Here is a 12,686-nt window from a genome sequence, read left to right as displayed (position 1 = left end):
TTTGATGTTTCTTCGGAGAGTGCGGAAATTACGTCATATTTTCTCATTGTAAACCTCCGTTTCTTAGTTTTTCGCAATTTTAGGCAATAAAAAAGGCGGCTATGGTTCGTTCATAAGCCATTGCCACCAGTGACGGTAAACTTTATTCAGTTTTTATTTACTCCTTTCCCCGGATTTTTCATATACTAAAAACACCTAAGATTTCTCCTAAGTGTTTTTAGTATATCGACTATTTCATACTCTTCTTCTGCCTCGTGGAACACGAATTCTATTTTTTAACAATTCATATATTTTCACCGATTCATCCTCTATCTGATATGTAACTACTAATGCATAATCCTGTTTTTCTACCGACCAGTTCTTTTTACAGTCAACAACAAGATAATAATTTTCTCCATATGAAGATCGTGAAAACTCAAATGTTCCTTTTTGCAAAGTTCCATACTCTCTCAAGGTTTTACCGCAATTTCCTATATCACAAATATATTTACTTTCAAATCTCTCCTTCTTCTCTTCTACATCAAGTCCAGCTTGAGATGCAAATACTTGGTAAACCTCTTCCAAACTTTTCCCTCTGATTAAATCAAATGACATACTTTTTCCTAAATAATCCAATCTCGTTTTTCTTACATCTGGATTATACGCTAATGACACCGTAATCTTCTTTTTTCCTTTTGCAGCTTCAAATTCTTTTGGAATTGGAATTTCAAATATATGATTTTTATCAACTTGAATTGCATTTTCATCTCTCATATCAGCAAGCAACATAACTCTCTGTTCAAAAGAATCTGTTGCCATATCCTGAATTGGATACCCATATCCCACTAAATAATGTAGCATTTTCTTTTTGTTAGCCCTAATCTGTCCCTTCACATTTTGTTTAAAACTAGGTTGCAGATTACAAATAAAATCTTCTGTGTCATCCAATTTCTCTATCTGCACTTCTATTTCTTTTGGAATATTGGATGCACTCGCCAAAATTGCTCTTAATAAATTATTAGAAATTTTAGGATAACGTTCTAATACTAAAGCAGCAATATGAGATACGTATGGCGCAGCAAAGCTCGTCCCAACATCTTGACAAAACAATCCGTCAGTTAACTTATTGGAGAATGAAATTACATAATTCCCTACATTTGGACTTATTTTTGATAAAGTTGTGTTAAAAGCATCATCTCCTCCATATGCAACGAATTCTGGTTTTATAGCTTTCTGTATTCCAGGTCCAATACGTGTACTGGATGATATTTGATTTTTCTGTGATATTGGCAATGCAGATATTCTTTCGTCACTTGCCGCAAAAGGTATTGAAGATAATGCCATACCTCCTACTGTAAGTGAAATACTTGAAGCAGCAGGATCAATAACTCTGGTTTTTGCATCTGTGTAAAAATATTTCGGATAATCTTTTAAAATGTTTTTTACGTCATGTTCATATGCGTAATTATAGTTTCCAGAGGATACGATAAATAAAATATCATATTCTCTTTGCAATTCATCTAATACACAAGTCCATGCCCTTGGTTTTTTATCATCATATGGATAATTTAAATCGCCTTGCGACAAATTAAAAATCCGACATCCGTAATTATTGTAAAAATATTCAACAATTTCCCTCATTTGATTTACAATTAACTTGTCTTGCATATGTGTGTATTTTTTTATTATACTTTTTGTTTCCTGAACCCTAGTTTTTAACCCTATATTATCAAATAAATATTTTTCTGTGACATTTCCTACATAAAAATTATAAAGCAAGTCCTCCTGCTCCATATTTAATTTTATTTTTTCATCATATAATTCCTGCCTACATAGTTCAAAATCCCCTAAATAATACCCATCATGTATTTTAGCATTATAAAGAAAAATTCGGGGAACAAATTGGTCATCAGGGCGAATAATTCCATATTCACAAATTCCAGCAACCATTGTGCCATGACCATCTATATCATTCTCATTTGCAGTATATCCATCAGAAACATAGAAAGTCTTAGCATCCCCTATCGCATCCTTAAGTAAAGGATGCCCCGATAGAATTCCACTATCAATCACGCAAATACTAGAAGCATTCTCAGTTAATAAATCTCCGTTATATTTAATATCGTTTAAATTGATATTGCTAATAATATTTCTTTCCGTTCTCTTTATCTGATAATTTGGTATCTTATCAATTCTATAAACCAATGGATGTTTAAGAAAATATATCAACTGTTTTCTCTGTATTTTTAAACGCACTATCGCAACAGTTTGTGAAATATATTTATCGCAATATTTAATACAATTTTGTTCTGCATTTTTTATAAATTCTTCAGCTTTATCCCGTGTTTCATTAATCGAATCAAAAATCCAAAGATAACAGTCAATATAATCAACTTCTGATAGCTGTTCAATATCTTGTCCTTTTCTATCTTCTTGATTCCATCTCGAAACACTTTTTATTGAAGAAAAGATATCTTCGTTTTCTATTTTTGTTCGTGCAATTACTCCCTGCTTATAATCATCAATAGCCTTATTAAACTCTTTTAATTCACAATCATCTGCAAAAAGAACCATAAGTTCCTTTTCCTCTGTATCTATCACCTTCAGCCCCATTGACTCTAGTACAATGTTTCTTTGATAACCATATACTTTTTTCTTCCATTTTTTTATAAAATATGCAATAATATCTTAACAGGAATTGGTTCAAATTGGAGGGAATATTATGCGTGGTTTTCAAGCTGCTTCTTTTACTTTGTCTGATAAGGCAGAAACAATATTAAAAAATTTCAGCACCAGCTATTCCCTGCCATCATGTATTGTGACCCGATCCAAAATTATATTGATGGCCGCGGAGGAGAAAAACAATACCCAGATCGCAGAAGCGCTTGGAACCACCTATTCGACTGTCAGCATATGGCGGAATCGTTTTTATAACAACATAGACCTTATTGCCCAGACGGAGGAGTATGACGGACCGGATGGTGATAAAAAGCTGTCTGATGTCATAAAGTCTGTGCTTTCAGATAAACAAAGACCCGGAAAAGAGCCTGTATTCACCCCGGAACAGATCATGCTCATCAATGAACTGGCGTGTAAAAACCCAAAAGACTTTGGCTGTGAGCTGAGCTGCTGGAATCTTGCATCCCTTGCGAAAGAAGCTGTCAGGCAGGGTATCGTGGGATCCATTTCTGTCGCAAGTGTACAGAGGTTCCTTAAATTTGCGGGTATCGCACCATGGAAAAACCGTTACTGGCTCAACTCCCCGGAAAGGCACGATAACCCGGAATCCTTTAAAAAAAATTGAAACAATCTGCGGCATCTATCTTCAGGCTTCGGAACTTGCTGAATGCGGTACGGAAGTATATTCCACGGATGAAATGACCGGGATCCAGGCATTGGAGCGCAAATATCCGGACAAGCCGGTACGCCCGGGCAGCCCGGCGCTGCATGAGTTTGAATACATCCGTCATGGCACTATAAGTCTGATCACATTCCTGCGTGTTGCAGATGGCAGGATCCAGTCACCGTATCTGAACAGCACACGAAATGAGGAAGATTTCTGCAATGCTGTGGGGCAGCTTATATCAGAGGATGCAGATAAAAACTATATCATTATCTGTGATGGTCTTAATACCCATAAATCCGAAGGACTTGTAAAGTTGGTTGCACAGAAATGTTCCATTACGGTTGATCCTGGTATTAAGGGAAAGAAAGGCATACTGGAGAGCATGAAAAGCAGGGAAACTTTCCTTATGGATGAAAGCCACAGGATTCGTTTTGTATATACGCCGAAGCACAGTTCCTGGGTGAACCAGATAGAAATCTGGTTTGGTATCATCAATCGGAAGCTTTTGAAAAAAGGCAGCTATAAATCCGTAGAGGAAATGGCTCAAAGCATCCTTAATTTTATTAAACAATACAATTTAACAGCCAAAGCATTTAACTGGAAATATGCTGGTTAAAAACAGCCTTGATAGTATATGAGCATCAAAAAAACGCTGTACTAGTTTGCTTATATTAGCTTCACTAAGAATTGCATCCTTTTCAAGCTCTACTTTCATTACCAAATGAGGTTCAAATCGAAATCTTTGGCTATCATCTATATTTTCTGCTACATGATTTTTAACTTGTGACAGAAGTTTTTCACCATGCTGTGTATTATTTTTTCTGTCGCCGCTAGGTGGAAATCCGCCTCTCTTTCTTCTATCTTGCGAAGGTTTTTCCACTTTTGTAAAAAATAAATGCTCCATAATTATTCCCCTATCGTCTTAATTATATTAGCACGTTCCAATTCCATCCGAACATTTTCTGAAAACACTTCATCTGTTATTGGCTTATTGCCATTTATAAGACAACTTTTAATAGATGATAAGCATACCCTTTCTATGTCAGCATACGAACATCCTTCTAATTCTTTGGCAAACCTATTTATATCTAAACATTCCACCGAAAATGCCCTTAATTTCTTTTGAATCAGTTTTGTAATCTGTTCACAGTCCGGTTTATTAAACATTACTATTTCATCAAAACGCCTCCACAATGCTTTATCAATTGCTTTCTCATGATTTGTAGCTGCTATTACTAATGAATCACAAATAAAACCGTCCAGAATTTGTAAAAATGAATTTACCACCCTCTTTAACTCACTATGTTCTTCTACCGTCTCTCTGCTCTTACCAATTGCATCAAATTCATCAAAAAAAAGAACCCAATTATTTTTACTAGCAAAGTCAAAAACCTTCCGAATATTCGATGAAGTTTCTCCTAAATAGGATGAAATAAGACCATCAAAACAAGTATAAAGTATAGGTAAATCCAGTGCATTCGCAACAGCTTCAGCACATATCGTTTTTCCACAGCCTGGTGCTCCACAAAATAAAAGTTTCTTTTTAGGAGTTAAACCATATGCTTTTAAAATCTCTTTTTTCTCATACTCAACAATAACACTATCTAACTGCTTCTTAACCTCATCCGATAAAACAATGTCATTAAAGTTTTTATGTGGATATATAACTTTCACTAGCTCTGTACCATTATCTTTATCTTTTGGCAATTCAATCACTTTGTTCAATTTATTTGTAAAAGGTCTATTACCGTTGATTTCAGGGGGAGAAGATAATATTTTTTTTAGCTTATTAGCTAAAACATAATGATTCTTTGCCTTTTCTTCTTCAATTAAAGTCATCCCAACTCTTAAAAAGGCACTATTATCATTATCTCTATATGCCTCAAACAAAGCTACTAATAATTCTCCTGTTGTCATCTCAAACTACTTCCTTTCAATAAATATTCATCTTTAACGAATAGCTTTGTGAAAACATTATATATCAAATCCTCTGATATTTTTGTTGTCCCGATGAAGTCTTATTTATTGGTTTTGCAATATTAGAATTCTGTTGTATCCAATTTAAGAATAATGTTCCCAATAAGAGCCTATCTTTTCTCGGAATTCTATTCCATAAATATCCTTTAAATAACTCTCTAACTAAAAAATGCTCACCACTATTAAGTTCCAATACTTCCTGTGTAGCATATTCCAGTAATTGATTTGCATTCATACATTTCTTCTCCTAACAACATTGTTAATAATCATTATACATAACGCATATTAAATGGTCAAGATTTCTCATGTTATTTTTTGCAAGCTGTAGGGAAAAATTCCCCACAGCTTCAATCATTTTATATTACTCATAGAAACCATGTTCCTCAATGCCTTTTTCTAAAATGGTATGTATCAGTTCCTCCAGCTCCACACCGTTTATCTCGCTGACCACAATCAGCTTTGCAAGGGTATCCTTCTGTACGGATATGGCATACTGTTCCTCATCGGCACGAAGCTCATGGACGCAGATGCCAAGCCCGTCCGCAATCCTGCATACCACGCCAAGTTCCGGCTCCCTGATGCCCGCCAGAATATCCATGATTGTCCTCTCCGGCACTCCCGACATTCTGGAAAGCTCCATAATACTGATTTCTTCCTCTTTCATCACGTTTAATAACTTATCTCCGGTTGTAAACATCTTTCTCCCTCCCTTATTTTTTCTTCCCACCAGAAGGTTTCTTTTTCGGAAACTCCATGACAAACTTAAACTGTACCCCGCTTTTTTCTGCCCCGTCTTTGGTGTAATGGTATTCTTCCGTCCCACTCGGAATGATATAAGCATCATAGGGCTTGCCCGCCTTGCTCTTTAACCCTTTTAACAGGATTTTCTTTCCGGCAAGCATATCCTTCACCTGTGCATCGGTAAGGGCAGCCCCCATTACCCGGCTCACGTTCATACCGCATTTTTTCACGCAATATGCGCCGAATTTTCCTTTTACCACCTGACCGCCGCAGTTCGGGCATACCCCAAGAGCCGCCTGCTCCTGTGCGAACATCTTTTTCTGCTCGTCACTGACCTCATGGTAAGTGTGTATCAGCTCCGACACCATGTTTTCAATGTCCGCCATGAAGTCCTCCATAGGAAGCTCCCCTTTCGCTACCAGTGTCAGGGCATTTTCCCAATCGGCGGTAAGTTTCGGGGACTTCACCACGTCCGGCAGCACCGTAATCAGCTTCATTCCGTCCTCTGTTGGTATGATCTGCTTCTTCTCACGCTTCACAAACCCGTCCCTGACTAACTTCTCAATGATGTCCGCCCTTGTCGCAGGCGTACCCAAGCCTTTCCTCTCCACGTCATCGCCCATATCTTCCGCCCCGGCACGTTCCATTGCGGATAATAATAAATCTTCCGTAAAGTGCTTCGGCGGGGAAGTGAAATGCTCACTGACTTTCGTCTGCACACCGTCAAATGCCTGTCCCTCCGACAGTTCCGGCAGCTTCTTTTCCTCTTTTTCTTCCTCCTGATTCCCGGAGATTTTAAAGGAACGCTTAAAGGCATCCTCAAAGGACTTCCACCCGTTATGCGTAACGGACTTCCCGGAAACCGAAAAAGTATGTCCATTACAGGAAAACTCAGCCTTTACCGTTTCATACAGATGTTTCTCCCCTGTGGCGCATAACAGGCGGTTCGCAACCAAAGACAGGATTTTGCGCTCCGTTTCCGGCAGTGCCGCAAGGTCAGCTTTCGCTATCTCCATTGTGGGGATAATGGCGTGGTGGTCTGTCACCTTTTTACTGTTCAGAATCCGTTTTATGTCCGGTCTGGAAGCCCTGTTTTCCTCAAACATCAGGGAACTGAATACCGCTTCAATTACGCCCTCTGCGGTATTCCCCATGTCATCGGATAAGAACTGACTGTCCGTCCTCGGATATGTAGCTAACTTTTTCTCATATAAACTCTGCGTGTACTCTAAGGTCTGCTTTGCGGTAAATCCAAACAAGCGGTTCGCATCCCTCTGGAGCGTGGTAAGGTCATAGAGCTTCGGCGGCATGACTGCTTTTTCCTCTTTCACAACGGACGTGGCGAGAGCCTGCCCGTCCCGGCAAGCCCCCGCAATCTCATCCGCTTTATTCTTATCATCCATGCGCCCAGTGGCGGCATCCATCCCGTCCATCAGGATATGCGCCATGTAATATTTTTCCTTCTGGAAATTCATAATCTTTGCTTCCCGGTCTACTAACATCGCAAGAGTGGGTGTCTGTACCCGCCCCACCTTTAAAACCTTTCCGCCATACAGGACAGTAAACAGCCTTGTACCGTTTATGCCCACAAGCCAGTCCGCTTCCTGCCTGCACAGTGCGGAATGGTACAGGTTGTCGTAATCGTTCCCCGGCTGTAAATTCTCAAACCCCTCACGAATGGCGCTTTCCTCCATTGAGGAAATCCACAGGCGTTTGATCGGCTTGTCACAGCCTGCCATTTCATACATAAGGCGGAAGATAAGCTCTCCCTCCCGTCCGGCGTCAGTGGCGCAGATTGTAGCCGAAACGTCCTCCCTGTGCATCAACTGGTAAAGCACGTCATACTGCGCTTTTGTGTCCGGCTTCACCTCATACTGCCATGTTTCCGGCTTGACGGGCAGGCTCTCATACGTCCATTTTTTCCACTGCTCCCCGTAGCTTTCCGGCTGTGCCAGCTCCACCAGATGCCCTACGCACCAGCTCACAACATAACCGTTCCCTTCCATATATCCGTCACTGATTTCCGTTGCGCCGATTACCTCCGCAATGCTCCTTGCTACGCTCGGTTTTTCCGCTATGACTAACTGCATTTATTCGTCCTCCCCTTCCTTATCTTCAAAAAAATCATCCTCATTATCCTCGTTTTCCTCGTCATCATCGTATTCTTCTTCGTCCTCCTCCTCATCGTCCTCGTCAAGAAATTCCTCTTTCTTTTTCTTTACTACCTTGAAATAATAGCCGCCGCCAATAGCCGCAACTGCCACAATCCCAAGAATGATATAGGTTGCTGCCGGATTTTCCCCTGTTTTCTCCGGCTCCGGTTCGGGTTCTTCGGTATTTTCCTCCCCGCCCTCTGCCGCTTCTTCCGCAGGTTCTTCTTCCGTTTCCTGTTCCCCATTGTTATTGGGAAGTGCGCCCTCCGTCACAGGGATTGCGGATTCCAGCGCAGCGGAATTTTTCGGCAAGGTTTCGCTGTTGTCCGCTGTCACATTCAACAGGTCATTTTCCGTAACTTCCGTCAGGAAATATACCATTTCTTCCTCCCCGTCCCGGTCAATGATAAGGTAGAACACTTTTTCCGATGCGGTCTGGATTGTGTAAAATTCCTTCCCTGTTTCGGTTTTTTCCTTCTCCCCGGATTCTTCCGCTTTTTCCGATGCAGACGCTTCCGCCATCGCCTGTTTTTTCTGCTCCGCAAGGCTGTTCTCCGATACGGTGTTCCCGTCACTGTCCGTCTTGGTATGCTCCGTCACCTGTGCGGTTGCAGAGGAAGGCTTGGTTGCCTGTGCGTTTACCGGGAGCTGCTCTGCCGGGTTCTTCTCGCTGCTGTCCTCTTTTTCCGGATCGGTGTAATAAGGGTTGGCTGTTTTGTAAACCTCTGACATATTCCCGGCATTGTCCATAGCGGAAATCGTAAAATACTGGTATCCTGCGTCAAACTGTTGCAGACGGATATTTAAGACACCGTTTGTCAGCTCCGTAAATTCATACCCGTTCACATATACCGCCTTGACGCCGGAATCCGTATCATGCGCCTGTATGCTTAACAGACCGTCACTGACTGCGGCATTCAGCGTAGGCTTTGTGAAATCAAAACATTTAATATAACGGTTCTTCTCATAGGTTTTACCTTTCTGGTCTGTCACAAGCACATATACGGTGGTATTCTCCGAAATCTCCACATACATATCCTCTGTGATGTCCGTCCAGCTCCCATTCTGTGCGACTTTCGCCTGAACCGTCTTTATGGAGAAGTTGCCGGAATGTGCCACATCCTCTATGGAGATATGTACCTTTGTGGTGTCATTGTGCCACCCGGACGGAGTGGAGATAGTGATTTTTACATTCGGGTTCACATACTCGCATAAGCTGTAATTCCCCTTGCAGACCTCACAATCTTTATCAGCGGAATACTGTGTGCATTTTTCTTTGCAGGTACATTCCGGCTCCGGAACTTCATTCCCGGATACTGTCCCGCCTTCCGTACCTTCCCCACTGCCACCGGATTCTGCTTCGCCTTCATTCTCGCCGGATTCGGATTCTGTTTCCCCAGTTTCACTTTCTCCGGTTTCCGTATTTTCCTCTGTTTCAGTGCTTTCCTCTGTTTCCGCTTCGGTACTGCCTTTCTCTGACGTTTCGCCGCTTTCCTCTGTAAGCGCACCCTCCGCATAGACATCTACCGTATTCCCGCTGTTCGCCATAAACGCCCCTACGGGCATACAGAACAATAATGCTGACAAGAGCAGCGACACCGCCGCCCTAACTGATAACTTTTTCTTCATTTCCTGCCATCTCCTTTGCGTTTTCTTTTTCTTCCAATAACTTCAAAATCTCGTCCTCGCTGAATTTGATAAGTAATTGCAGCTTCTCGGACGAGATTTTATGCTTTTCGATAATATCCATTTTTTCGGCTCTTTCCGCCATGCGCTTCTGTTCTTCCAAATCCTTCTTTTTCGCCTGTAAGGATTCAAGCTGCGCCCCCACTTTGGAAAGCTCCTTTTCAATGCGCTCCTTTGTCATAAATGCCTCCTTAATTTAACCTTCCGAAACTGTAAAAATGACTCTGCCAGTACGAAGAATTGATGCTTGCGTAACTGATCGGATCGCCGCAATGTATCATAGTCCCGCCGCCGCAGTAAATCCCCACATGGCTCACCGCCCCGGCAGAATTGTAAGTCCCGGTAAAAAAGATAATGTCCCCCGCCTTTGCGTCCGATGCGGAAACAGGCGTACACTGGTCATAAATCCCCTGTGCTGTGGTTCGTGGAAGGTTATGCACCCCACTGTTGGTAAATACCCAGCAGACAAAGCCGGAACAGTCAAAACTTGTGGAAGGGTTTGAGCCGCCCCACACATAAGGGTAGCCGAGGTATTTTGCGGCTTCCTCCATAAGAGCCTGCACCGATGCGTCATCGTAGGCATCCGGCGGTATGGCGTTCCCCGGCAGACCTCCCGGCGTTTCCCCGTAAAGCGTGCCTTCGCCCACATCGAAATAAAATAACGGTTCCGATAGGTAAGCCTTTGATGTTATCTCCAGCTTTTCCCCCGGCTAGCACCGGACATGCGACTTTCACCGCATCCGGCACCCCATCAAGCATAGTTTCAGCAGTGATACACACTCACTTTTTCACATTAGCTAAATCAGTTTGTTACGATTTACATTGACATTTCTGCCAACCCTGCGGTAACACGCAGTTTGTTTACCTTAGTAATTTGTGCCTTATTCAATTCATACTTCTTTGTCAGTGTAGCGAACTTTATACTGTCTGTTGTTGAGATAAATTCATATCCGGCAGGCGATAAAAGCAACAGATTACGGTAACTGTCTCTGCCATTTTTACACTCATTTGATTTCCTGTAACAAATACAGTGAATCACTTCCAGTTGTTCCCCAGTGATTGCACATTTACCTTCCTGCCCGGCATAGAGAGAGATTCGGTTATCATTGAACTGTACCGTTTCTCCTGTTACCGGGTGGCGCATGAGCCAGAGCATATCTTCAACATTCAGTTTCAGATTGCTGTGGATTTCCATTCTTCCGTCCGGAGTATATGGATTGATTTTCCTGCTCTTGCGCATTGGTATTTTAAACTGCACATATGCCAGAGGTACTACTGGTGTATCTCCAATCCAGCGCATTTGCTTCGATTTTCCATACCGGTTTTTTAAATATTTGTTGTTTAGCTCGCCCTGCTTTTTATATCCATCTATCCGATGGAGAAAACGACCGTTATTCACATGAGCCATTCGGCTGAAATTCAGATTTATCCTCGTAGCAATGCAATAATAGTTCTGCATACCTATGACTTTGGCGTTGTATTCGTGAATGTTGCTCTTTATATTACTTGCTGTCTTGCTGTTTTGAATCTCTATAATTGCTTTTGAGAGTTCTTTCTGCATATGCGACATTGCCTTGTCACAGACATTTGAACTGATTACCCATGTCCTGCGTTTCCTTATCAGCTTCATACGGAACCCCAGAAATTCACTGTCTCTTTTCCTGAGATTTGTGACCTTTGATTTTTCATCAGAAATTTCCAGTTTGAGCCGCTTTAGCAGCCAGTCCTTAACCGCATGGTATGCTCTGTCAGCGTCCTTACGGTTCCTGCAAAAGATTTTAAAATCATCTGCATACCGGACTATACGCATTTCCTTGAGATTGCTCTTTTTGAGCGCCGTGTAGCTGTTGCACTTTTTCTCTGCCCCATTCGGATAATATGTGACCTTACAAGGAGACTTCATATGGTCTGCCATACCCTCCCACTGTGACGCTATCCACCAGTCCAGTTCGTTCAGGACAATGTTGGCTAACAGCGGGGAAAGTATGCCGCCCTGAGGGGTTCCCCTGTCTGGATATAAGATTTCTCCATCTGGCATTTGAATTGGCGCTTTCAGCATTGCTTTGATTATCTGAATCAGTTTGGTATCCCGTATACCCAGCGTCCATATCTGTTGTAACAGCTTTCTATGATTTACGTTGTCAAAGAAACCCTTTATATCCACGTCTACCACATAGTGGAGCTTATTCCTTTGAGCCAGTCCGTAAGCGTAGGAGACAGCGTTTTCAGCACTCCTGCAAGGTCTGAAGCCGTATGAATGTTCATAAAACTTTGCTTCGCAGATTGGCTCCATGACCTGCAATATACATTGCTGTACAATCCTGTCTATGATACACGGTATACCCAACGGTCTAAATTTCCCGTTTGGTTTGGGAATCTCTACCCTCCTTACTGTTTTTGGCACATACCTTGTAAACTGTTTTTGAATAAGAGAGACGAAATCTTCTTCTGACATATCTGCCAGGGATTCTATCGTTCTCCCATCTGTGCCTGCGGTATGGCTCCCATCATTGCTTTTAATATTTCTGAAAGCAAGCATGATGTTATTTGGCGCCGCAATGATTTCCACGAGATTATTGAATATTTCTCCATCTTTGCTTTTTGCATACAGTTCATCAAAGATGTTCTGCATGTCGTAGTATTCCGCATGGCGCAGTTTGCTTCTTTTTTTAGCTTTTTGTGTCATGTACATCACCCCATTTCATTGATTCGAGTGACAATTTCTTATTCTTACTCGACTGCATGATTAGAGAGTGTGTACTGCTGATTTTCTGCCTGACTTGTGGCCATTCCTCCGTCGCCCT

General features: G+C 41.8%; 11 protein-coding genes and 1 pseudogene. 2 read left to right on the top strand and 10 right to left on the bottom strand.

Annotated features, from left to right (window positions below; all coding sequences use genetic code 11):
- Nucleotides 1-234 precede the first annotated feature (234 nt).
- A complete protein-coding gene (locus tag VSQ32_18905; GenBank protein MEH2944855.1) occupies nucleotides 235-2,580 on the bottom strand; it encodes a S8 family peptidase in 2,346 nt (781 codons plus the stop codon).
- A 121-nt stretch (nucleotides 2,581-2,701) separates the two neighbouring features.
- Here VSQ32_18905 and VSQ32_18900 point away from each other — a divergent pair, with 121 nt between their 5' ends.
- Nucleotides 2,702-3,283: a helix-turn-helix domain-containing protein gene (locus VSQ32_18900; GenBank protein ID MEH2944854.1), complete on the top strand. Its 582-nt coding sequence runs from the start codon at nucleotides 2,702-2,704 to the stop codon at nucleotides 3,281-3,283.
- A gap of 73 nt (nucleotides 3,284-3,356) precedes the next feature.
- Complete coding sequence (locus VSQ32_18895) at nucleotides 3,357-3,941, top strand: transposase (protein ID MEH2944853.1); 585 nt, start codon at nucleotides 3,357-3,359, stop codon at nucleotides 3,939-3,941.
- Here the strand turns inward: VSQ32_18895 and VSQ32_18890 are convergent.
- From VSQ32_18890 to ltrA, 9 genes and pseudogenes are all read right to left on the bottom strand, one after another.
- Nucleotides 3,903-4,229, bottom strand: coding sequence for a hypothetical protein (locus VSQ32_18890; GenBank protein MEH2944852.1), 327 nt, complete (start codon nucleotides 4,227-4,229; stop codon nucleotides 3,903-3,905). The two genes, VSQ32_18895 and VSQ32_18890, sit on opposite strands and share 39 nt — an antisense overlap.
- 2 nt (nucleotides 4,230-4,231) lie before the next feature.
- A complete protein-coding gene (locus VSQ32_18885; GenBank protein ID MEH2944851.1) occupies nucleotides 4,232-5,242 on the bottom strand; it encodes an ATP-binding protein in 1,011 nt (336 codons plus the stop codon).
- Between the two features lie 64 nt (nucleotides 5,243-5,306).
- Complete coding sequence (locus tag VSQ32_18880; GenBank protein ID MEH2944850.1) at nucleotides 5,307-5,537, bottom strand: single-stranded DNA-binding protein; 231 nt, start codon at nucleotides 5,535-5,537, stop codon at nucleotides 5,307-5,309.
- 126 nt (nucleotides 5,538-5,663) lie between these two features.
- Entirely contained in the window at nucleotides 5,664-5,999 is a 336-nt protein-coding gene (locus tag VSQ32_18875; protein MEH2944849.1) for a helix-turn-helix transcriptional regulator, read from the bottom strand.
- 13 nt (nucleotides 6,000-6,012) lie between these two features.
- Nucleotides 6,013-8,133: a DNA topoisomerase 3 gene (locus VSQ32_18870; GenBank protein ID MEH2944848.1), complete on the bottom strand. Its 2,121-nt coding sequence runs from the start codon at nucleotides 8,131-8,133 to the stop codon at nucleotides 6,013-6,015.
- A complete protein-coding gene (locus VSQ32_18865) occupies nucleotides 8,134-9,825 on the bottom strand; it encodes a DUF4366 domain-containing protein (protein ID MEH2944847.1) in 1,692 nt (563 codons plus the stop codon).
- The gene (locus VSQ32_18860) at nucleotides 9,803-10,063 is read right to left on the bottom strand and encodes a cell envelope biogenesis protein TolA (GenBank protein ID MEH2944846.1); all 261 of its coding nucleotides are present in this window, start codon (nucleotides 10,061-10,063) and stop codon (nucleotides 9,803-9,805) included. The genes VSQ32_18865 and VSQ32_18860 overlap by 23 nt, the downstream gene beginning before the upstream one ends.
- Nucleotides 10,064-10,073: 10 nt before the next feature.
- Nucleotides 10,074-10,475, bottom strand: a pseudogene (locus VSQ32_18855) (NlpC/P60 family protein).
- A gap of 224 nt (nucleotides 10,476-10,699) precedes the next feature.
- Nucleotides 10,700-12,568, bottom strand: a complete 1,869-nt coding sequence (ltrA, locus tag VSQ32_18850) for a group II intron reverse transcriptase/maturase (protein ID MEH2944845.1) — start codon at nucleotides 12,566-12,568, stop codon at nucleotides 10,700-10,702.
- Between the last annotated feature and the right edge of the window lie 118 nt (nucleotides 12,569-12,686).

It is taken from the genome of Lachnospiraceae bacterium JLR.KK002, from assembly GCA_036941025.1.
Classification (GTDB): domain Bacteria; phylum Bacillota; class Clostridia; order Lachnospirales; family Lachnospiraceae; genus Petralouisia.
Note: the sequence above shows the minus strand (reverse complement) of the source record. Positions and strands in the feature narration are given on the sequence as shown.

Bases quoted from the DNA above. Each gene is read 5' to 3' on its own strand.
- VSQ32_18885 (MEH2944851.1), bottom strand. From the start codon at position 5,242: ATGACAACAGGAGAATTATTAGTAGCTTTGTTTGAGGCATATAGAGAT.
- VSQ32_18900 (MEH2944854.1), top strand. From the start codon at position 2,702: ATGCGTGGTTTTCAAGCTGCTTCTTTTACTTTGTCTGATAAGGCAGAA.
- VSQ32_18860 (MEH2944846.1), bottom strand. From the start codon at position 10,063: ATGACAAAGGAGCGCATTGAAAAGGAGCTTTCCAAAGTGGGGGCGCAG.
- VSQ32_18890 (MEH2944852.1), bottom strand. From the start codon at position 4,229: ATGGAGCATTTATTTTTTACAAAAGTGGAAAAACCTTCGCAAGATAGA.
- VSQ32_18880 (MEH2944850.1), bottom strand. From the start codon at position 5,537: ATGAATGCAAATCAATTACTGGAATATGCTACACAGGAAGTATTGGAA.
- VSQ32_18865 (MEH2944847.1), bottom strand. From the start codon at position 9,825: ATGAAGAAAAAGTTATCAGTTAGGGCGGCGGTGTCGCTGCTCTTGTCA.
- VSQ32_18870 (MEH2944848.1), bottom strand. From the start codon at position 8,133: ATGCAGTTAGTCATAGCGGAAAAACCGAGCGTAGCAAGGAGCATTGCG.
- VSQ32_18875 (MEH2944849.1), bottom strand. From the start codon at position 5,999: ATGTTTACAACCGGAGATAAGTTATTAAACGTGATGAAAGAGGAAGAA.
- ltrA (MEH2944845.1), bottom strand. From the start codon at position 12,568: ATGACACAAAAAGCTAAAAAAAGAAGCAAACTGCGCCATGCGGAATAC.
- VSQ32_18895 (MEH2944853.1), top strand. From the start codon at position 3,357: ATGACCGGGATCCAGGCATTGGAGCGCAAATATCCGGACAAGCCGGTA.